This is a genomic window from Streptomyces sp. A01 (genome assembly GCF_059026195.1).
This window is the reverse complement of sequence record NZ_JBWLKN010000033.1, coordinates 39,692-59,677: the sequence shown is the minus strand read 5'-3', so window position 1 is coordinate 59,677 and position 19,986 is coordinate 39,692. Positions and strand designations below refer to the sequence as shown.

The window sequence follows — 19,986 nt, the reverse complement described above, 5'->3', positions numbered from 1 at the left end:
TCCTGGCGGTATGCCCAGGTCATGAGTGAGCGACGTCCGTATCCAAGCGATCTGTCCGATGCGCGTTGGGAGTTGGTCGAGCCGGTGCTGGCTGCGTGGCGCTTCGAGCGCCCCGGCCGGGCCCTGGGCTTCGGCCGCCCGCCCGAGCACGAGCTCCGCGAGACCCTGGACGCGATCTTGTATGTGGACCGCACCGGGGTGCAGTGGCGCTACCTGCCACACGATTTTCCGCCTTGGGAGACGGTCTACGGCTACTTCGCCAAGTGGGAGAAGGGCGGCGTCTTTGCCCAGCTCAACGGCCTGCTACGGAAGCTGGTGCGGGAGAAGGAAGGCCGCAGCGGCGAGCCGTCGGCCTGCATAGTCGACGCGCAGAGCGTCAAGACCTCCACCAGCGTGCCCGTCGCGAGCCAGGGCACGAACAACGCCAAGAAGATCGTGGGCCGCAAGCGCAGCATCGTCACCGACACCCTCGGGCTCCTGCTCGCGGTGCTGGTCACCGCGGCCAGCGTCCAGGACTCCGCGGCTGGCACCCACCTACTCGACCAGATCGCCGCCGCTCACCCCGCGATCCGCAAGACTTGGGTGGACGGCGGCTACCGCAAGCACTTCGTCGAGCACGCCGCAACCCTCGGCATCGACATGGAGATCACCGCCCGCACCCCCGGGACCAGGGGGTTCACCCCCATCTCCAAGCGCTGGGCGGTGGAACGGACCTACGGCTGGCTGATGCTGAACCGCCGCCTGGCCCGCGACTACGAAACCCTCCCGGCCCGCCCCGAAGCCCTCATCCACCTCGCCATGACCGACCTGATGGCCCGCCGCCTCACCGGTGAGTCCACCACCTCCTGGCGCAATCCGACATCTCAGGATGGACGCCATATTCAGGGATGAAACATTGGGAGAAAACGACCTCTCAGGCAGAGAGCCGCAGTAGGACCGCCGACCGCGCGGCGCATACCCCCCACGGACGACACCACGCAGGTGTCCGCCGTCTCTGCTCCTCCGCCTTCTAGGAGAATTTTGCCGTACCCGGCGAGCCAGGGCGCGGCCCGCCGCACCACCACCGCCGGCAGCAACCACCACGACGACGCCGAGGCAGACCTGTGGTGGTATATCGCCCTGCTCCACCTGGCCCACGCCCGAACCCTGCGGAAAGACCACATCGGCCACACCATCCCCACCTAAAGACAACCGTCGAAGACCTCGTGCGCAGCAGGCGCCGGTGTGGCGGCCGTCAGTGCGGCTCTGGTGTATCCGGGCATTGACCCGCGGCGCTCCGGCCCGCCACCGGCGCACGCTGCGCTGAGAGCCCTTGAGGCTGCCGGGCCGGATGGTGTGGTGCGTGCCCCGGGGGTTCGCCGACACTGACGAAGGTGATGGCGCGCGGGCGCCGGCGGGGGCAAGCTGGGGACACGGCATCAGTGAGGAAGGTGGACCCCGCTCGTGGCGATCACGACATCCCGTTCGGCGACGCAGCTGTCGGTGCGGCCCTACGCAGCGACCGACGAGGCTGCGGTGCTCGACCTGGTGGGCGCCGACCGGCTGCCCGGCCAGCCGCTGACCACGCCCGCGATGCTCGATAAGGCCCTGGCCGGCCGTTCGCCGGTCGACGGCGGCTGGTGGTCCGAGCTGGAGCCGCCCACGACCGAGGTGATCCACGACGAGGCCGGAAAGGTACTCGGCGTCGTCTCCTACGCGAAGCGCCCCAGCGACGAGGCCGGGTTCATCCTGTGGCTGCACTGCCGCGAGGACTCCGCCCTCGCCGAGGCCCTTATCGCCCGCGCGCTCGACCGGCTCGGCCAGCGCACCGTGCACGCCTTCGAGTTCGCCTCCGCCCTCACCCTCGGAATGGAGGGCCTGCCCGCCCGGCACCGTCCCACGACCTACAAGGCCCTGAAGGCCGCCGGGTTCACCGGCCGTGACCTGTGGCGCTACATGCGCGCGGATCTGCCGATCGCCGGGCTGCCGCACGCCGCCCACGTCACCGTCGACGAGTCCGAAGACCCGCCGGGCAAGCGCCTGGAAGTCCGCGAAGGCGGGGAACTCCTCGCGGAGGCCACCATCGGCCGCCCCGTCGCGGGCATCGGGGTGCTGTGGTGGATCAGCGTCGCCCCACCCGCCCGCAGGCGGGGCCTGGGCCTAGCCCTGCTCGGCTCCGCGGCGGACCTGCTCGCCGGGCTCGGAGCCCGCGAAGCGATCCTCTACGTCGACGACGACGCCCCGCCCGGCGACACCGAGCGCGACCGCACCGCCGCCAACCACCTGTACGACCGGGCTGGCTTCACCGAGGTCGACCGGCTCCACTCCTTCACCCGCCGCCCGTAGACACCCACGGGGGATCCCCGACGTCGGGTGCACGCCACGGCCTACCTTAAGCGGATCAGCCCCTCGTGATGGCCGCGGCCTTCTTCTCGGCCCCGGCCAGCCACCGCTCCAGCGCGGCGACGACCAGCAGCACCGCCGGGTCCGTCTCGGCCGTCAGCACCTGGCCGTCGAGCAGCCCCGCCGACACGCACCGCGGCGCGCGGCACCCGGAGGCGGACGCGGTCGCGAGGGCCATTTTGAAGTACTGCTTGCGCCGCGGCAGCACCGGCAGCGCGGCGGCCGGCAGCAGCCGCACCACCTGGGCCTTGCACCGCAGATAGCGGGACGGCGGGCCCGGGTGGTAGCGGTCGCCGAGCGGCAGCGCGAGCACGGCGGCCAGGAACGCCTCGTGCAGGAATGGCGACGCCTCCGCAACCACTCCGGCGGGCGGGATCGCCTCACGGGGGAAGGCCGCGTCCCGGGCGTCGGCCTCGGCCCACGACCGCCCGGCCGCCCCATGCGCGGCGACCTGGGCATCCGCCCACTCCCGCGCCCACGCCGTCGCCGCCGACCGGTACGGCTCGGCGAGCACCGCAGGGGCGACCGGGTCGCACCAGGTGGGCCAGTTCGCCGCCCAGTACGCCCGCGCCCGCAGCCCCCGCGGCAGCAACCCGGCCACCGCCGCGGCCACCTCCCCGGCCAGGCCCGGGCCGGAGGCGGCGACATCGGCCGCGTACCGGGCAGCAGCCCGCACACCCCGGCGGGCAGCCACCGCGGCAGTGGCGAAACGCGGGACGCCCAGCAGCTCGTCCGCACCGTCACCCGACAGCAGCACCTGAACGCCGAGCTCGGCCGCCCGCTCAGCGGCAGCGGCGTTCACCTCGGGCAACGCGTCCAGCCGCGGCCCCGCGGGCGACCACACCGGCTCGGCCCGGTCCCGGGCCGGATCCAGCACCACCAGCTCGACCGGCAGCGCCAGGGCGGCCAGCAGACGCCGCACCACCGCCGCGGCACTGCCACCGGCATCGTCCGTCAGGTCGGTGGTGAACGCGATCACCCGCCTCCCCCTGGCGGCCCGCACCGCGTGGACCAGGACCGCGAGGGAATCCAGCCCGCCGGAGACCAGCACACCGATCACCTCAGCGTCCGCACACACCGCCTCCACGGCCCGGAAGAACGCGCGCGGCAGCGAGCCGGGCAGCGGCCGCGGGATCTCGGCCGCAACGCGCTCGACGCCCTTCCACGGCGAGCGGGGCACGAACTCCCCCAGCAGCGCGGGCGGCGCCAGCAGCAACGCGAGGGCCTCCAGATCGACAACAGGAGCGGGGCCGGCCAGGACCAGCGGATCCGCTGACCTTAGGCCGGCCCCGTCCTCAAACAGCGGGAGCAAGCTCACCGGCGCCCAAGCGCCAGCACACCCCGGGCCACGTCCTTCACGAAGGCGACCGCACTACGCTGCGGCTCGCCGCCCACGACACCCTTGCTGCCCTTGCCGTGCTGCCCGTCACCGGGCACGGACTTCGTCGACACGAACACCCTCCCCTTCCCAGCGTCACCAAACGATCTCTCAATGTGACCAAGCGTTCGAACGCTGTCCAGAGGATTTCCGGCGATCACCGCGGCTCGAAGTCGCACTCCGGCTTCCCTCCGATCGGCGGGAACCGGCGATCCCGTGAACTGCGCGTCCACTCGTACGCTCGCCGTCCTCCCGCCCGGCGTCGCGGTCGTCGTCGCAGCAGGTCGCCCGCCTCGTCGTCGGTGAGATCGTCCATGGACGCTCATGGCGTGCGCCGGCCCACCGCGCTGACCAACCTCACGCACCTGCACGGTGAATGGCACCTGGCTTCGTGTCACCGATGCAGCCGCTCATAGAGGGAGGTCAATTGGGACTGGACCTGAAGGAGCTCCCGCTGGGCCTCCAGGAGCTCGGCGGGGAAATCGTACGTATCGGGCACACCAGAATCATGCGACTGTTCGATGTCCGGCTCGGCAGTGACATGCGGGCGAAGAGTTCGGCAGTCGGTCGATCCCCGACGACCTCGTTGAGATGGCGACCACGCAGCTGTTCACGGCCCACGGTTGGGCCCCCAACTCGTTCTGTTCAGCGGTATAGGCGACCTGCCCGGAGAACACGAACCCGATCTCTACTGGTGGCCGTGGATGTCGCGCTCGGTGATGGCCTCAGGGCAGCGGCATGGCGTGGGTCGCCTCGCACTTCACGGTGATCTCGTGCGGCCTGACCAACATCAGTTGCCCCCTCTGCAGCGTGCCGTCCCGGCAGGGTATCGCTGCACGTCCAACCATCGGCCGACGATGACTTGTGCTGGCATACCCGTAGAAGACCGAAAGGGTGCGGCCACGGCTTGCGGCGATCGGCCGATGGGCAGGGCGTCCAGTGGCTACGGTGCGAGAAACGCGACGGCATGGGGAGGGCGGCACATGGAGCTGACGATCGTGGTCCAGAACCTGGGACACGGTGGGCTGCGCAACGGGTCCGGGGATCCGGAGGAGCGGTGGCCGCAGCTGGCTGAGCGCATCAATGGAGCTGCCGAGCGGGTCGGTGCTGAGCACATAGATTTCGCATTGGTCCAGGAGGCGGTCGACTGGGACAAGTACGGCCACCGGCAGCTCGGTCGCGTGATGCATGACCTGGACATGGACGCCGTGCCGATCCCGCCGTCCAGCTCCGGCTATCCGCCGGCGCTGCTGTACCGGCGAGAGACCGTCGGTCGGTGGACATACTGGAACACCGACTTCGCGCAGGAGACCCTGCACGGCTTCGGCATCGCCGTATTCGACGTCGGCCTGCCTGCCCCGCTTGCCGTGTCCTCCGCACACCTGAACCCCTTCGTGGGCGACAAGGCGCGCGACGAGGCGAAGCTGATCGCGACGCGGGCGCTGCGATATGGGCCGTACGGCATCCTCGCGGGCGACATGAACTATCCGCCCGCCGACCCGAGTAGCCCCTCCCCCGACTACGCGGAGATGCGGCCGTACAACCGCTCAGCCCGAACCCGGCTGCCGTCCGAGGTCGACGGGCAGCTGGTGCCCGACCGGCGGGTGACCGAGATGCTCGCGTACACCGGGTTCGTGGACGCAGCCGCGAAGCTGTATGAGGAGCGCGGCGACAAGGCGCTGCTGCGTAAAACGGGGACGGATGATCGGATCGACCAGTTGTGGGTGTCGGCTCCGCTGCGCGACACGATCGTCGACTATGCCCTGCTCGACACTCCTGCGGGCGCCTCCGACCATCACGGCCTGGTCGTGCGCCTCGACCTCGACCGGGCAGCGACCGACAACGTGTGGGCGTACCGGTAAAGGCCGACGCGGTGGCAACGGACGACATCCTGCGCGCTTGCGGCTGCGCGCGTGCGGCTAGCGGGAGGCGGTGTGGCGCGAGGACGATGCGGGCATGGCCGCGCTCCTGCGGATCGTCAACGACGCGTTCACTGCTATCGAGGAGCGTGGTTCCCTGCCCAACGAAGTCGTTGTGGAGGGTGCTCGCGACCTGATCGAGCGGTTCGCGCCCGCCCAGTACAGCGAGGACGCTCTGACGAAAATGGCGGCGTTCCCTCCGGGCCGGGAACCGATGGACCTCTCCGGCGGAGAGGACGGCGGCCCCCGTGGACTTCGTCATCGCAGCGGCAGCGGGTGCGTGGTTGTGCGGCGGGGCCGGCGGCCGGATGGCGACGCTGGAGAACATCCGGCTGATGTTGCTGAAGCAGGTGCGCAGCGCGGAGAGCACCGCGACCGGGGCCCGGAGCGCGAGCGGATCGACGAGGTCAGCGACGCCGACGCGCTTGCCCTGCTGGCCGACTTGTATGACGAGGACTACGCCCGTCTCATCCCTGGTGCCGACAAGCGGGGCCCGTGGGAGTGGAACATGCTCGCGGTCCTCAAATCGCACCTGCTGGAGACCCCAGTGGAGGCGACCACACCCGAGCAGCGCCAGGAGCTCAAGGCGAAGCTGCTCAGCATCCTGCAGGCCGCGGCCGTCACGCAGACGAAGAGGGCGAAGCCGTCGGTGCGCACCGTGGGCAAGCGCACCCAGCCCAAGCGGAAGCCGAAGCGCAAGCGCTGACTGACGTCGGCGGCTACGTGAGGTCGTCGGCGCGGCGCCAGCTCCACAGGGCGAGGATCTCCACGCCGGCGAGTGCGGCTGATCACGCTGCCGTATGTGCCCGTCGCAGCCCAGCGTTCGCCAGGGCCAGCTGCTGCCACCGCGTTGGTCGCGGCCACGATCGTTCCGCGCGCGATGGCGAAGATGGCCAGCGGCTGGGCGAGTTCGCGGTAGCGGGCCACCGTCTCCAGGGCGAGGGTGGTCATCGGTTCAGGCCCCGCCCAGCGGCACTTCGGCCAGGACGTCCCAGATGATTTCGCGGCGGTCATGCCATTCGGCAACCAGGCTGATCGTGGTGACCGGCAGGGTGACCGGCTCGCCCGGCAGATCGGATAGCGCCACCTTGAGCGCGCCCCGGTCGGCGAGGTGCCCTTCTGCCCCGGCGTAGGCGTGCGAGAGGTGCGGATAGGAGGTCGTGGGGATACGTGGCCACCGGTCGCCGACCACGGCGTGCGTCGCCTGCCACGTCATCTCCCACAAGGCACGGTGCGGTGCCCCGGGGTAGCCCTTGGACTCGATCGCGACGTTGCCGATGTCCGGACGCGACAGGGTCAGCTCGAACGGGTCGACGGCGGCCGCGCGCTTGGCAGCCTCGGCAACGAGCTGGTCGATCTCGCCCGTGCTCGCACTGTCTTGGGGCCCCATATGAAGGAGGGTGACGTGCGTCCACTCGGGCTGGACCGGATACAGGCCGGGATGCTCAGCCAGCTCTCGGTAGGGCTCGTACAGGTGCGTACGCGCGAAATCGCCCCCGGGGACGATCAGCCAGTGCAGGTCTTTCCGGCCGGGCGGCCAGGCATGGGCGCGGCTCTCAACCCGGGCGAAGAAGTCCTCCATGCGTAGCCACCCTCCGTACCTCCAGTGTCCGGCCGCTCACGTTATCTGTGAGGGATCTTCCCCGAAGGCGTTCCGGGCAACCCGGTGACGCACCGAGGTCGGGAGCCGTCCCGCCGGGCAGGCCGGCGGCTACCGGCGGCGTCCGATCCCGAACACGCCGCGGCTCTTCTTCGCCTCGGCTTCGGCCGCCTCGCGTGCGGCGGCATCTTCCGCTTGGCGCCGCGCAACGCGTTCGGCTTCGGCCTGGATGCGCTCCGTCTCCGCGCACGGCTGGCACAGCCCGTCGTGCTCGCTGCCCCAGGACCGTCCCCGCCCACGCAGGAACTCCCAGCGTTCATCGGTGAACTTGGTGCCGCAGCGCGTGCACACCGGCCGCTGCGCCTCCCTCTCCGCAGCCTGGCGTTCTGCCTCGCGTCGGCGGGCCTGCTCGTACTGGACCGCGTACAGCCGGTCGCCGTCCGGGGTGCCCAGCGCCCCGCGCAGCGTCTGCCACTGATCCCCCGCCCGAACCTGCGCCACACCGCGCCGCCCGCCCCGGCCGGATCGGCGGTGACCCGCTCCAACTCGGTGACGACCACGGGCACCGCCTGGTGGTAGTCGACGGCCGTGATGCCCGCGGCCCGCCCCGGGCGCGCGGAGCCGGCGAAGTAGGAGCGGGTGGCCTGCTCCAGGCGCCGCATCCGGCTCTCCCGCTGCGCCGCCGTCTTCCCGGTGAACACGAACGCCGCCGGCACGTAGCTCTCTTGGCCGGTCGCCAGGTAGATCCGCGACCACAGCCGGAAGTCGTGCACCGCCGCTCCCCCGGGTCAGCTGCGCCTTGCTCGCGTCGGCCTTCGGCGCCAGGAGCTCGAACCACTCGGTGTAGCGGCGCAGCTTGGCCACCAGGTCGTCGACGGGCTCGTTGACGCGGTCGACCTCCAGGAGCATCGCGGGCACACCCGCCTCCGGGGCGCGCATCGTCAGGTCGGCGTACTGGGTGTAGCCGTACGGGAGCTTGTGGCCGATCTCGGTCTGCCACGACAGCAGCGTGCCGAACCCGGCCCCGGTGAGCACAGCGGCGGTCGGTGTGACGGCCGCGGCGTGTTCGTCATAGCCGTCGCCGTCGACCGGTTCGCCGTCGGTGTCGTACTCGAGCTTGCACAGCGCGGAGATCCGTACGTCCTTCGGCAGCAGCTGCCAGCCGTCAAGCTGATCGACCGTACCCGCAGTCGTCCGGGACCCGCCGGGCAATCAGATGCAGTGGCCGAAACCATGTCGATCATTTCCGTGCATCGGTGCCTACCCGGGGGGTGTCACGTTGTCTCCGTGGCTTGGCAGAGGCAGTTGTCATGAGTTCTGCAGGGCGTACACCTGGTACGGCACGGTGGTTCCCTCGTCGGTGTGCCGGTCGGACGTGCCGATGCGGGTGAACCCGGCTTTGATCAGGGCGCGGCCGGAGGCCGGGTTGTCGGGGTGGTGCATGGTCTCCAGCCGGTTCAGGCTGGCGGTGGTGAAGGCGACGGAAACAACGTGGTGGGCGGCGTGGGTGGCGTAGCCGTGGCCCCAGCTGTCCTCGCGGAGGATGTAGCTGATGGTGCCCATGGACGGGGTTCGTCGGCGCAGGGCGATCAGGCCGATCAGGTCGTCCTCGTTGAGGATGCCCCAGCTCCACTGTGCCCGCGGGGTTTCGGCGGCTCGGGCGAGGGCTGTGCGGATCTTCTCGTGGGCCTGGTCGAGGGTGAGGGGCTTGCCGGTGGTGTGCCGGATGGAGGCGCCGCTGTAGATGCGGGTGAGGGCGGGTGCGTCGTCGGGGTTCAGGGCGCGCAAGGTCACCATGCGGCGGTCAGCTCCTTCGCGGTGGGCCGGTCGGCGGGGTCGGGGGCGAGGCACGCGGTGATGGCGTCCTCGAACGCGGGGAACGGCCACGGCCGGAGGTCGCGCAGCGCGGTGGTGGTGCCCTTGGCGATGGTGGCCAGCTTCTCCAGCCGGTCGGTGGTGTCGTCGTAGGGGGCGGGGCGGTGGCCGGTCCAGCACCAGAACAGGGAAGCGCCCAGGCTCCAGATGTCGGCGGCCGGCTGTGCCTGGATGTGGGTGTCGGGCGGGGTGGAGAGGATGGCGGTGGCGATCTCGGGGGCGGTGGTGTGGGTGAGGGCTCCCCGGTACGGGACGCGGCGGTCGTTGCCGGGGCCGCAGGCGAGGGCGTAGTCGATTACCTCTGTGTGGCCGTCGTGGGTGACGAGGGTGTTGGTGGGCTGGACGTCGGCGTGGGCCCAGCCGGCGGCGTGCATGCGGGCAAGGTGTTCCGTCCAGCTGCGGGCGATGCCGGTGAGCCAGGGGCGGACCGAGGCGCGGTCTCCTTCCGGTCCGCGGGCGAGGGCGAGGGTCCGCCACAGGGGTACGCCGTCGATCCAGCTGACGGCCAGCCACCGGCCGCCTTCCCACCTCCCGGCGCTCACCCGGTAGTCGGGGCTGAGGGCGCCGGCGGCCGTGAGGTGGAGGAGGTGGTCGTCCTCCTGGGCCATCTCGGCTGCCTTGTCGCGGGCGTCGTCGCCGTCGGGGTGGTTGGCCTTCAACGCGACGGCGCCCTTGGGGCCCTGGATCTTCCAGGCCCGGGAGCCGCGCCGGTCGCTCAAGAGCTGGATCGCGGTGGGCTCGCCGGTGTGTCCGGTGAGGAGGGCGACGGCTTCGCCGGGGGGGGAGCAGGTGTCTGGCCCATGTGCGGATCTCCGTCCACTCGGTGGGGATGTGCTCGAACACGTCGCGGCCGTCGTCGTCGGCTGCGGCGAGCGCGGCGGCCAGGTCGGGAGTCGCGCTCAGGAAGCGTGGGTCGCGGCGACGGACGGCGGCCCTCACGGGGAGGAACGAGGCGGGGGCGGCCGGGATCCGGTGGCCGGCCGCGGTGACTTCCTCTTCTCCCGCGTAGAACTTGCCGAACATCACCCCGACCGGGCCGTAGAGGTTCTTCAGCACCCAGTGCGGCCAGGCGAGCAGGTCACGGTGCCGGGCGTGGGACACGTCGCCCACCAGGACGATGTTCTCGCACCGCAGGATGCCGTGTGGCCGGTTCAGCAAGGGCCGCAGCCACTCCGCGGCCTGGGCGCCCGCGTGGAAGAGCTCCGCCTGAACAGCGTCGGCGTCACCGTCGGCGCGGTAGACCGTCCATGTGGTCAGGCCCGCCCGGAGCGACGGGGCCAGGTAGGGGCAGTGGGCGGTCATCTGCCGCGCGTAGTCGCTGATGTCCACGGATCTCGGCCGGGTGGTGCTGGCCTCAACGAGGCGCAGCGCCCCGGCGGTGGGCCGGGGCGCTGGCGTGGTGCGGCCGGTGGTCACCGGCGGGCGGTCTCCGGCTGGTCGGGCGCGACGTCGTCGCCGTCGCCGCCGGTCGGGGAGCAGTTCCACTCGGCGACCACGGTGCCGGTCTCCCGGTAGCGGGCGATGGCGTCCTGGTCGACGTTGCCGTCGGCGTCGGCGTCGGTGAACCAGATCTCCGGCAGCGGCCCGTACGCGGCCTCGTAGGCGGCGACCCAGGCGACCGGGCCGTGGCCGTTGTTCGCGACGTGGCGGATGGGCTGGCCAGCGGTCTCCAGGCACAGGGCGGCGTAGGCGGAGGTGCCGAGCAGTTCGTGCCAGGCCGCGTCCACGGCCGGGGAGAACATCTCGGGTGCGGACTGGCCGTTGCTGAAGCGCTGGCCGGTGATGGTCAGGAACCGGCGCAGCTCGGTCGTTGCGGTACTCACAGTGGTGCCCCTCTCGGTGTCGAGCGGTGCTCACCTGGCCCGGGTTGAGCCGGGTGTGGTGCCGTGCACCGCGCACCCGGGAGATCCGGTGTCGTCTCGGGTGCGCGGTGGTCTCAGGGGCTGGGGAGGGTCTGGGGTGCGACGCCGGCGAGGCGGTCCAGGCGCTCGTACAGAGCGCGTACGAGCCGGGCGTGGCCCTGGGCGCAGCGCGCGGTGCCCTCCAGCGGGACAGAGAGACGGCGGTCGGCTTCCTCGAGGACGACGTCGGCGAGGGCGCGAGCGGCGTGGTCTTCGGGCAGCAGGTCCGCGGCGCGGCGCACGTCGGTGGCGACAGCGCGGGCGGTGCCGGTGAGCAGCAGGGCGGGGACATCGGTCCATTGAAGACGGCCGACGGGAGGAAGCGCAGACATGGAGGCGACTCACAGGAGCAGTGGTGGGCAGGGCGCGGGGGTGAGCGCCGGCCCGGACCGGCGAGGTGGTGCCTCAGTGGTCCCGACCGGCGCTTGGCGCCTGTCGCCGCATCACACGCATGCCTTGAGTCCCTTGGAAGTCAGGAAGGGCACCCGTTGTGGGTGCCCATCCACTGTAGCGGGACAGGTGGGTCAGGTCGCGGGAATTGGGGTCAGATGGTGCAGGAGGGACGGTCCGATGCGGGTGGGATCGGGCAGGAGGTGGCGGGCCCCGGCCGTGTGGAGTGCGGCGGGCGGGTGCCAGCCCCAGGTGGCGCCCAGCGCGAGGACGCCGGCGGCGCGGGCGGCGGTCATGTCGCCGGGACTGTCCCCGACGAATACCGCCTGCTCGGGTGAGACGTCGATCCGGGCCAGGGCGGCGTGCAGGCCGTCGGGGGCCGGTCTCGCGGGCGCGTCCTGCCGGGTGATCACCACGTCCAGCAGGTCCATGAGGCGAGTGGCAGGAACCAGGACAACCGGTCGCGGTCCTGGAGGGTGACGACCCCGAGGGCAATGTCACCGGCGCGCAGGGTCAGCAGCCCGGTGAGCACGCCGGGAAACACACTGGGCAGCGCGACGGCGAGCGCGCCGTCCCACCAGCGGGCGCAGGCGTCGTCCGGATCGGTGACACCGAGGAGGGACCAGGACCTCGGCTCGGGGGCGGCGCAGGGCGCCGGGCGGGAGATCCGCCATGGTGGTGCGGCGGCCGGTCGCGCAGGTCGCGACCGCCGCGAGGGCGGTGCGTACGGCCAGGCCGCTGTCGAGGAGGACACCGTCGAGGTCGAAGAGCACCGCTTGCCGGGTCACCGGACACTTCCCGGGGCGGTGAGCAGCGCGGACAGGACCATCCGGTGCTCAGTAGGTGACGCTGTCGGGGATCTTGAGAGTCAAGATTTCCCTGCGGTGCGCCATGCGGTTGGCCTTGGGATGCGCTGCCAGTCCAGGAAGGTCTGTAGCGCGGTGGGTGTTCGGGGCTGGCGTTCTGTCACGGGCGTCGTGAGTTCTGCGTTGACGCGCTCGATGTTGACGGCGATGGCAGTGAGAACGTGCTGGACGTGGGACTTCGCCTGGCTCCGGTAGCGGGCTTGTCGCATGCCGTGACCGCTGACGAATTCGTTGACCGTGCTCTCGACGCCGGCACGCATCGCGTAGTTCGCCTTCCACTCGCCAGTCTTCTGTGCTGCCCGGGCGGCAGCCTGCCGTTCGTAGAGCTGCTGCGGCAGGAAGGTCAACGCCCGTCGCTCGCTGCGGGTGCAACTGGACTTGACCGGGCACTGGCCACAGTCCTCCTTGGAGAACCTGACGTTGACATAGGGAGTGATCGCCGGGGGCGTAGTCCACTGCCGGCTCAGCTTGCCCTGCGGGCATACGACGTGCTGCCGCTCCCAGTCGATGGTGAAAGCGTCACGGTCGAAGACGTTGCCCTTGCGTGACTGGCGGGTGCGTTTCTGCCGGACCGGTCCCACGAGAGTGATCCCGTGCTTGCTGTCCACTCGGTCCTGCTCCACGACCGAGGTGTATCCGCCGTCGACCAGGTGCTCGCCGGGCAGCAGGTTCCGCTGTGCCAGCCGGTTGTGGATGACGGGCAGCGCCCTGATGTCGTAGAGCGTGGCCGGGGTGGTGGTCACGTCCGTGATGATGTTGACCGTGTCGTCGTCGCAGGTCTCCGTGACGTGTGCCAGGTATCCCTTCCAGCGTGTGTCGTTCCGGCGGGAGTACCGGGCGGTCAGGTCATAGGGCGAGACGATCGCGATGGACGAGGGCGGCAGCCCGGCCTCGTCGTCGCCGGGTTCGCGCCAACGGACGCGGGCTCGCTCGTCGATCCAGTAGTTCTGGAGAAAGACCTGCCGCAACGCCTGGACCTGCGGCCCCTGCCACAGCGTGCGCAGGTAGGTGCGGACGTAGCGGAGCAGGAGGTGGACGTCGTCGCCGGTGTTCTTGATGCGGGTCTTCGGCCGGGTCGGGTTCTTGCCGAGCCGGGCGGCCCGTCCGTAGCGAGTGCCCCACTCTTCCGTGACCAGCCCGACCAGCTCTTGCGGCGCCTGACGTGCGAGTTCCTCTGCCCGTGGTCGCGGGAGCGGATCTGCTCATCCGCCCCGACCTGTTCACGCGCCTGCACGGCACCATCGGCCCCTCCCGCTGCCGGGCGGGTATGAGCGTCCACCACATGACAGCAGCCCAGACCGGCGAGCTTCCAGACGACGGGGTTTGAGAACATCCCCGCAGCGCTCGTATCCCCGCCCCGCGGTTCCGCTCCAAGGCGTCCGACACGGACTCATCCCAGAACCTCGGCATGGTCTGTGAACGTGGGACTGGTGAGGGAGGCCGTGCCGTGCTTCGTCAGATGCTGATGGCGCAGTAACGGCACAAGAAGCCAGAGAACGTACGCCGTTACTTCCACCCCCCGGCGTAGACCATCGTCGGCGTCACCAGCCTGCTCGCCCCGGCAACGGCAGGCTCTGAGCATCTCAGGTCAGCCGGACCCGGCCCGGTCAACTGCGCGCCCACCCAAACGACGAGGAGGCTGGCGGCCCCCTGAGTGGCCGCCGGATATGATCACAGCACACCCCTATCCCCTGCCTCATCAATGGCCGTCTCACTAGAAATGCAGGGCTGTCTCAATCTTTGCAGCTTCGCAGTTCATAGCACTGACCCGCAGGTCAGAATCCACTTGATCGTCTTCTCGCTCTTTGCATCACTACAGGTCAAAGAGCTATCGAAAGTCCTTCAGCCTGCAGTCCAGTTGAGACGACATAGCCGCCCTCGTAGAGGAACAACGAACCCCACTCCACTCAACACACCACCCACAACCCCAGCTCACACCCCTGACCCCCCTCCGAAGCCACTGCGCCCAGCCTCTCAGCGAACCAGCAACACACCAGGCCAGCCACCACCCCGCAAGTCGCTAATTCGTCGCCCCCTCCGTCGATCCCGACGCGTCGGAGCGGTCACCATCGGATGTACTTTGCGGAATCTGGGCGGGCGGCTCGAGGAGGCGGGCGCGGCGGAGGGCCGGGAAGGCTGTGGCGACCGCGAGAGTGGCGACGACGCAGACCAGCCCTCCCGTGGTCACTGCGGTGCGGGCGCTGGTCAGTTCGGCGAGGAAGCCGACCGCGGCGTTGCCCAGGGCGGGTGAGACTGTCGCCTGGGCCATCCACAGGCTGCTGACCCGTCCGCGCAGTTCGTCCGGCGTGCCGTGCTGCAGCAGAGCTGAGCGCAGGGTTTCGGAGATCAGGTCGCCCAGTCCGGCGAGGGCGAGCAGCACCAGGGCGACGGGCAGCAGCGAGGTCGCGCCGAAGCCGGTCAGCGACAGCCCCCACAGCAGGACGGCGCCGATCAGGGCGTGGCCGCCGGCGCGGGCCGTCCAGCCGCTGGTGGCCGCGCCGATCAGGGCACCGAGTGCGGGCGCCGCGTACAGCAGGCCCACCACGCCGGGACCGCCGCCGAACTGCTGGTCGGCCAGGGCCGGGTAGAGCGCCTGCGGCATCGTGAAGACCATCGCTGCGGCGTCGATGAGCAGCAGGCCGACGATGAGGCGGTGGCCTCGCACGTAGCGCATCCCGTCGGTCACCGCGGCGAACGCCTGCCGGACGCCTTTGGCGGCGCCTTTGGCGGCGGGCGGGAGCGGCCGTACGAACAGCAGCGCCAAGGAGAAAGCCAGGAACCCGGCCGCGTCGACGGCGAAGCAGGCGGCGAGCCCGGGGCCTGCGATGAGCACGCCACCGACGGCCGGCCCCAGCAGAGCTGCCAGCTGGACGGAGGCCGAGGTCAGCGCGCCCGCCGCGGCCAGGCGTTCGGTGCCCACGAGGGCGGGGATGGCCGCCAGCATGGCCGGGCCGCCGAGGCCTGCGAGGAGACCGGTCAGACCGGTGGCGACGTAGATGAGCCACAGATGCGGTTGCGGGAGCAGGGCGTTGAGGGCCAGCGCGGCCGCGACGAGCGCCAGCGGAAGCCGGGTGGCCAGCATCAGCAGCCGGCGGTCGTACCGGTCCGCCAGTACGCCGCCTACCAGTACGCCGGCCACCATCGGTAAGGCCCGGGCGAGGCTGACCAGGCCGGTGTGTGCCGCTGACCCGGTGAGGTCGTAGACCGCCACCGCCACCGCCACGCTGGTCATCAGCGTCCCGACCAGCGCCCCGAGGAACCCGGCGAACAGCAGCCGGAAGTCGCGGCTGTCGCGGAGCGGGGTGAGGTCCATGGCGAGACGGGCCGGGCGCATGGGCGACTCCAGAAGAAGTTAGGTGAGCCTTACCGGGACAACTCTCCCGACCGAGACCCTTAAAGTCAACATGTGTGAAGTTCAGGGCGGCTTGGTAGCCTCATGCCCGATGAGCAGCGACCCTCCGGCCCGGCGACGGCCGACCCACCGCAAGGGACGCGCCACGCTCACCCGCGAGTCGGTGGGACAGGCCGCCCTGGACTTCCTGGGGCGCCGGGGTCCGGCCGAGCTGACGATGCGTTCCCTCGCGGCCGGCCTGGGTGTCTCGCCGCGCGCGCTGTACAACTACGTCGAGGACCGGCGCGATCTGATCACCCTCGCCGCCGAGCTGTTCGAGGCCGAGTGGCACCCGCCCGAACTCGATGCCGACCCGGGCCGGTGGCGGGAGAGCCTGCGCGCCTTCTGTCAGGACCTGCGCGCCCACTACCGGCGCCACCCCGGCATGACCACGCTGGCACTGCGTGAAAACGTCACCATGGCCCGACACCCGGCGATGCTGCGGAACGTGGACACCCTGATCGGGTTCTTCACGGGCGTCGGGCTGTCCCTCGCGGACGCCTACCTCGCCTGCATGGAAGCGATCCGACTCGTCGTGGGATTCGTGGAACTGCAGGACGCCCTGCACGACCGGCCGCCCGCGCACCTGGACCCCGCGGACCTGAACCAACTGCCGCCGTCGTGGCTGTGCCCGGCCCCGGGCGTGGAACTGCCATACCTGAGCCGCATCAGCGAGCTGGAGCCCAGCCCAGCCGGCGCACTGTTCGACTTCTCGCTGGACATCTTCGTCGAAGGGATCGCGGCCCGCGCGCACCCTCAAGCCCGTCACCCATGACGCGGCCGGGCCATCTGCAGAAGTCACCGGTCATCCGCATCCCTCGATGAGCGGTTCGGATGGCTCGCCCCCTCACGGCTCCAACGCCCGCCGTAACCAGGAAGCGCGCATGAGTCGCACGTCTCGTGTACTTCAAAGACTCCCGGGTCGGGCTTGGAAGGCGTCTGCGTGGCAGCGCGGAATGACACTTCGTCTCGCCCCCGGCGCCGGCCGCCCTGCGGCGTTGCCCACCTCGGGCTTCGCGAAGTCCACACTGCCGCGCGGCCTCCCACGGGGCGGCGAGTTCGGCGAGCAACTCGCCTGAGTGCGCGCGGGAGACTCCAGGCAGGGCAGGATGGGAGCAGGCCGCGCGGGCCCAGGTCAGCTTCACAACTCACCCGACCCACGCGGCCCTTGTCGGGTCACGCGCCGAGTATCTCCGTGTTCTGGCAGGCGACCAGGCGCCATTGCCCGTCTTCCTTCGCCATGACATAGAGCGGCGTACCCGGGTTCCCGATGGGCTGACCGCCGAGCGTCAGGTACTGGGCATGCGCCTTGACAGCGGCGACGTCGGGGCGGATGAACAGCACATCCACCACCTCGTACACAGCCGTCGAGTCCTTCATGGCACCGGGCAGTACCTGGTGCGTGAAAGCCGATATCTCATCGCGCCCGGTGAGGCGCTTGCCGTGGCCCGTCGTCCACATCGCGTCGCTCCGGAAGAGACTGACGAACTCGTCCACGAGCTCCTTCTGCTGGGAGTGCTCAAGAGCGGCGATCACCTTCTTGATCGCCACGACCTCGGCTTCCTGTACCTGCTTATCGATCACAGTTGCGTTCATGGGGCCAGCATCAAACCTCTACCACGCTTGAGGTCAAGCGCCTTCAGGTATTGCTCCCAGGTCGTTAGCGGCGCAAGGTGGTCTCCCGTTCCAGATGCGACAGCTTCTCGGGATTGCGCACGGCGTAGAGCCCGGTGACGAGGCCGTCGTCGATACGCATCGCCATGACGGTGTCGATCTCGCCGCCCAGCCGGACGATCAGCGCCGGGTCGCCGTTGACCTGTGCCGGCCGCAGCGACATCGCGGCGGCGATCCTGCCCAGCACGTGGGCCACCTGGTCGGCCCCCACGACGGGAGCCAGTGCGGCCTGCACGACTCCGCCACCGTCGGTCAGCAGGACGACGTCCGGCGCGAGGATGTCGAGCAGGCGTTGCAGGTCGCCCGTTTCGACCGCCCGCTGGAACGCCTCGACGGTGCGGCGAGTCTCGGCAGCGGAAGCGACCCCGCGCGGTCGGCGCGCGGCGACGTGGGCCCGTGCCCGGTGAGCGATCTGGCGTACCGCGGCCGGGCTCTTGTCGACGGCCTCGGCGATCTCGTCGTACCCGAGGTCGAACACCTCGCGCAGCACGAACACCGCCCGCTCGGTCGGCGCGAGCGTCTCCAGCACCAGCAGCATCGCCATCGAGACGCTGTCGGCCAACTCGACGTCCTCGGCGACGTCGGGCGCGGTCAGCAGCGGCTCGGGCAGCCAGGGGCCGACGTAGGACTCCTTGCGCCGGCCAAGCGTACGCAGATGACTCAGCGCCTGCCGGGTGGTGATCCGGACCAGGTACGCACGCTGATACCGCACGGTGTCGAGATCGACGCCCACCCACCGCAACCAGGTCTCCTGCAGGACATCCTCGGCGTCGGCGGCCGAGCCGAGCATCTCGTAGGCGACGGTGAACAGCAGGTTGCGGTGGGCGACGAACGCCTGGGTGACGCTGTCCATGCGGTCGCCACGAGCGACCGGCTCGGATGCGTCCCGTGTCCAGTCCCTCGTGGTTCGGTCGTTCATCGCCGGCTCCTGTCCGTTCGCTCTCGGCTGCGCCGTACACCAGACGCCGGCCAACACCGCTTTGTGACACCCGCGACCGGTGACGCACGCCACATCACCGCGCCGTCACAAGGATCGGGCCGTCGGCATCTTGTGTTCGTCCAGTGCAGCAGCACGCAACACCACGAGTGAGGACGATGTCATGGAACCCCGTTTCAACCTGCTCGACAGCCCGACCGCCGCGAAGGTCGCCAAGCGGTTCTACAACACCTCGTTGGCCCTGGAAGGGTCGACGCTGCCGAAGACCCTGCGGGAACTGGTCGAGCTGCGGGTCGGCCAGATCAACGGCTGCGGTTTCTGCGTCGACGTCCACACCAAGGAGGCCGCGGCCGCCGGTGAAACCGCGCTCCGGCTCAACCTGGTCGCCGCCTGGCGGCACAGCACCGTGTTCACCGAGGCCGAGCGGGCCGCGCTGGCGCTCGCCGAGGAAGGTACCCGGCTCGGCGACCACGGCGTGTCCGACGAGACCTGGGCCGAGGTGCGCAAGCACTACGACGACGACCAGGTGGGTGCGCTGGTCTGCCTGGTCTCCCTGATCAACGCGGCCACCCGGCTGAACGTGATCGTGCACAACCCGGGGGGCTCGTATGAGCCCGGCATGTTCGCCAGTACGTCGAGCTGACCGGCAGGCGAAACGCGGCCCGTCCCAGGATCGTTCGATCCGGGCCGGGCCCGCGCATGCCACAGACGACAAGGATTCGCACCGTCCCTTCCTACGAGAGGAATCGTCAGATGGCCTCCCAGGTGGTGGCGATCTTCAAGCTGGAGCCGAGGAGGTGCGTCGCGCCGAGACCACCGCGGCGGCGCTGCGCGAACAGAGCGGCTTCCTCTCATTCGACAGTTCCGCGCTGTCGAGCGCGAGCTCAATCGGAGGGCGTGACCGGGGACCGCAGGCCGAGCCACTGCTCAGCGTCCCAGGCCCGGAACCGCTCTACCTCGGTGAACCCCAGCTTTGCCGCGAGGCGCATCGAGCCGACGTTGGCGGTCTGCGTGGCGAGCACCACCGGCTCACCGGGAAGGACGCCGTCGAACCAGTCAAGTGCCGCCGCGCACGACTCGGCGGCACACCCGAATCCCCACGCCCGCGGCAGGAACAGGTAACCGAGATCGGCCTTCCCCGCGGCAGCCGGGCGATGGTGCTCCGATGCTCTCCTGAGCAGAATCTGACCGGTCATCACCCCGTCGAGATCAACGACGAAGCTCCCGGGCCACCGCTCGGGCACCTCGGGCACCTCGCGCTCAAGCTCGTCACGCGGCCGGGGGCCTCCGAGGTAGGTGTGCACCTCTGGCGACGCCAGCAGCTCGATGAACGCCGCACGGTCCCGGGCCTCGGGCTCACGGAGCACGAGCCGCTCGGTCCTGATCGGGGCAGGGCCTCCCGGGGCAGGGACAGGCCGAAGGCTCGTTCCAGTCCGGCGAAGAACAGCGTGATGCCGTCCGTCCAGTCGGTTCCTTCTTCCGCGCGGCGGATGTGCGGGGTGAGGAAGCCCAGCGGCGCGTCCGGGGCGAACGGCGCCTCTCCCGGGGTGTACCACATGAGTTCGTACATGCTCCGCCGTGTGTCAGCGCTGTCCTCGATCGGGAAGGGGTTCTGGTAGACCCCGTCCTATCCGCTGAGCCGGGCGGCGCTGTCCAGCCTGTCTGCAGCCCAC

23 protein-coding genes and 2 pseudogenes are annotated in these 19,986 nt (G+C 70.4%); 9 read left to right on the top strand and 16 right to left on the bottom strand.

The genetic code is table 11. The features are described 5' to 3' along the window. The first annotated feature begins 21 nt into the window (after positions 1-21). From AC5P1B_RS31110 to AC5P1B_RS31100, 3 genes are all read left to right on the top strand, one after another. On the top strand, positions 22-891 hold the full coding sequence (locus AC5P1B_RS31110) for an IS5 family transposase (RefSeq protein WP_493891330.1): 870 nt from the start codon (positions 22-24) through the stop codon (positions 889-891). Between the two features lie 129 nt (positions 892-1,020). After that, complete coding sequence (locus AC5P1B_RS31105; RefSeq protein ID WP_493891329.1) at positions 1,021-1,185, top strand: hypothetical protein; 165 nt, start codon at positions 1,021-1,023, stop codon at positions 1,183-1,185. Positions 1,186-1,443: 258 nt separating this feature from the next. Next, positions 1,444-2,325: a GNAT family N-acetyltransferase gene (locus AC5P1B_RS31100; protein WP_493891328.1), complete on the top strand. Its 882-nt coding sequence runs from the start codon at positions 1,444-1,446 to the stop codon at positions 2,323-2,325. A 55-nt stretch (positions 2,326-2,380) separates the two neighbouring features. Here AC5P1B_RS31100 and AC5P1B_RS31095 read toward each other — a convergent pair whose 3' ends face one another. Both AC5P1B_RS31095 and AC5P1B_RS31090 read right to left on the bottom strand, forming a co-directional pair. After that, a complete protein-coding gene (locus AC5P1B_RS31095) occupies positions 2,381-3,700 on the bottom strand; it encodes an asparagine synthase-related protein (RefSeq protein WP_493891327.1) in 1,320 nt (439 codons plus the stop codon). Continuing rightward, entirely contained in the window at positions 3,697-3,834 is a 138-nt protein-coding gene (locus AC5P1B_RS31090; protein WP_493891326.1) for a hypothetical protein, read from the bottom strand. Before AC5P1B_RS31090 ends, AC5P1B_RS31095 begins: the two co-directional genes overlap by 4 nt. Positions 3,835-4,743: 909 nt before the next feature. Between AC5P1B_RS31090 and AC5P1B_RS31085 the strand changes: the two genes are divergently transcribed. Both AC5P1B_RS31085 and AC5P1B_RS31080 read left to right on the top strand, forming a co-directional pair. Further along, the gene (locus tag AC5P1B_RS31085; RefSeq protein WP_493891325.1) at positions 4,744-5,622 is read left to right on the top strand and encodes an endonuclease/exonuclease/phosphatase family protein; all 879 of its coding nucleotides are present in this window, start codon (positions 4,744-4,746) and stop codon (positions 5,620-5,622) included. A gap of 94 nt (positions 5,623-5,716) precedes the next feature. Then, entirely contained in the window at positions 5,717-6,385 is a 669-nt protein-coding gene (locus AC5P1B_RS31080) for a hypothetical protein (RefSeq protein WP_493891324.1), read from the top strand. Positions 6,386-6,634: 249 nt separating this feature from the next. On the opposite strand, the gene AC5P1B_RS31075 is transcribed toward AC5P1B_RS31080, so the two are convergent. From AC5P1B_RS31075 to AC5P1B_RS31030, 10 genes and pseudogenes are all read right to left on the bottom strand, one after another. Then, positions 6,635-7,261 (bottom strand): 2'-5' RNA ligase family protein, encoded by a 627-nt coding sequence (locus tag AC5P1B_RS31075; protein WP_493891323.1) that lies wholly within the window; start codon positions 7,259-7,261, stop codon positions 6,635-6,637. A 129-nt stretch (positions 7,262-7,390) separates the two neighbouring features. Beyond that, positions 7,391-8,491 carry a hypothetical protein gene (locus AC5P1B_RS31070; RefSeq protein WP_493891322.1) on the bottom strand — a complete coding sequence of 367 codons (1,101 nt, stop codon included), beginning with the start codon at positions 8,489-8,491 and terminating at the stop codon, positions 7,391-7,393. Positions 8,492-8,587: 96 nt separating this feature from the next. Then, positions 8,588-9,076 carry a GNAT family N-acetyltransferase gene (locus AC5P1B_RS31065; RefSeq protein ID WP_493891341.1) on the bottom strand — a complete coding sequence of 163 codons (489 nt, stop codon included), beginning with the start codon at positions 9,074-9,076 and terminating at the stop codon, positions 8,588-8,590. Next, positions 9,070-9,873, bottom strand: a complete 804-nt coding sequence (locus tag AC5P1B_RS31060) for a protein kinase domain-containing protein (RefSeq protein ID WP_493891321.1) — start codon at positions 9,871-9,873, stop codon at positions 9,070-9,072. Before AC5P1B_RS31060 ends, AC5P1B_RS31065 begins: the two co-directional genes overlap by 7 nt. Before the next feature lie 214 nt (positions 9,874-10,087). Then, a pseudogene (locus AC5P1B_RS31055) lies at positions 10,088-10,456 on the bottom strand (hypothetical protein); the annotation flags it as partial. A 110-nt stretch (positions 10,457-10,566) separates the two neighbouring features. Continuing rightward, positions 10,567-10,977, bottom strand: a complete 411-nt coding sequence (locus tag AC5P1B_RS31050) for a hypothetical protein (protein ID WP_493891320.1) — start codon at positions 10,975-10,977, stop codon at positions 10,567-10,569. Positions 10,978-11,090: 113 nt separating this feature from the next. Then, positions 11,091-11,339: pseudogene (locus AC5P1B_RS31045) on the bottom strand (restriction endonuclease); the annotation flags it as partial. A gap of 240 nt (positions 11,340-11,579) precedes the next feature. After that, positions 11,580-11,876 (bottom strand): HAD family hydrolase, encoded by a 297-nt coding sequence (locus AC5P1B_RS31040; protein ID WP_493891319.1) that lies wholly within the window; start codon positions 11,874-11,876, stop codon positions 11,580-11,582. Beyond that, entirely contained in the window at positions 11,855-12,199 is a 345-nt protein-coding gene (locus tag AC5P1B_RS31035) for a hypothetical protein (protein WP_493891318.1), read from the bottom strand. Before AC5P1B_RS31035 ends, AC5P1B_RS31040 begins: the two co-directional genes overlap by 22 nt. Positions 12,200-12,313: 114 nt before the next feature. Beyond that, entirely contained in the window at positions 12,314-13,279 is a 966-nt protein-coding gene (locus AC5P1B_RS31030) for a transposase (RefSeq protein ID WP_493891317.1), read from the bottom strand. A gap of 194 nt (positions 13,280-13,473) precedes the next feature. Between AC5P1B_RS31030 and AC5P1B_RS31025 the strand changes: the two genes are divergently transcribed. Next, positions 13,474-13,638: a hypothetical protein gene (locus AC5P1B_RS31025; protein ID WP_493891316.1), complete on the top strand. Its 165-nt coding sequence runs from the start codon at positions 13,474-13,476 to the stop codon at positions 13,636-13,638. A gap of 693 nt (positions 13,639-14,331) precedes the next feature. On the opposite strand, the gene AC5P1B_RS31020 is transcribed toward AC5P1B_RS31025, so the two are convergent. Continuing rightward, the gene (locus AC5P1B_RS31020) at positions 14,332-15,645 is read right to left on the bottom strand and encodes an MFS transporter (protein ID WP_493891315.1); all 1,314 of its coding nucleotides are present in this window, start codon (positions 15,643-15,645) and stop codon (positions 14,332-14,334) included. A gap of 109 nt (positions 15,646-15,754) precedes the next feature. Here AC5P1B_RS31020 and AC5P1B_RS31015 point away from each other — a divergent pair, with 109 nt between their 5' ends. Both AC5P1B_RS31015 and AC5P1B_RS31010 read left to right on the top strand, forming a co-directional pair. Continuing rightward, positions 15,755-16,477: a TetR/AcrR family transcriptional regulator gene (locus tag AC5P1B_RS31015; protein ID WP_493891314.1), complete on the top strand. Its 723-nt coding sequence runs from the start codon at positions 15,755-15,757 to the stop codon at positions 16,475-16,477. 181 nt (positions 16,478-16,658) lie between these two features. Continuing rightward, complete coding sequence (locus AC5P1B_RS31010) at positions 16,659-16,781, top strand: hypothetical protein (protein ID WP_493891313.1); 123 nt, start codon at positions 16,659-16,661, stop codon at positions 16,779-16,781. Positions 16,782-16,878: 97 nt separating this feature from the next. On the opposite strand, the gene AC5P1B_RS31005 is transcribed toward AC5P1B_RS31010, so the two are convergent. Then, positions 16,879-17,298 carry an SgcJ/EcaC family oxidoreductase gene (locus AC5P1B_RS31005; RefSeq protein ID WP_493891312.1) on the bottom strand — a complete coding sequence of 140 codons (420 nt, stop codon included), beginning with the start codon at positions 17,296-17,298 and terminating at the stop codon, positions 16,879-16,881. A gap of 64 nt (positions 17,299-17,362) precedes the next feature. Then, a complete protein-coding gene (locus AC5P1B_RS31000) occupies positions 17,363-18,229 on the bottom strand; it encodes an RNA polymerase sigma-70 factor (RefSeq protein WP_493891340.1) in 867 nt (288 codons plus the stop codon). A gap of 247 nt (positions 18,230-18,476) precedes the next feature. Here AC5P1B_RS31000 and AC5P1B_RS30995 point away from each other — a divergent pair, with 247 nt between their 5' ends. Continuing rightward, entirely contained in the window at positions 18,477-18,956 is a 480-nt protein-coding gene (locus tag AC5P1B_RS30995; RefSeq protein ID WP_493891311.1) for a carboxymuconolactone decarboxylase family protein, read from the top strand. 241 nt (positions 18,957-19,197) lie between these two features. Here AC5P1B_RS30995 and AC5P1B_RS30990 read toward each other — a convergent pair whose 3' ends face one another. Continuing rightward, positions 19,198-19,680, bottom strand: a complete 483-nt coding sequence (locus tag AC5P1B_RS30990; protein ID WP_493891310.1) for a GNAT family N-acetyltransferase — start codon at positions 19,678-19,680, stop codon at positions 19,198-19,200. Between the last annotated feature and the right edge of the window lie 306 nt (positions 19,681-19,986).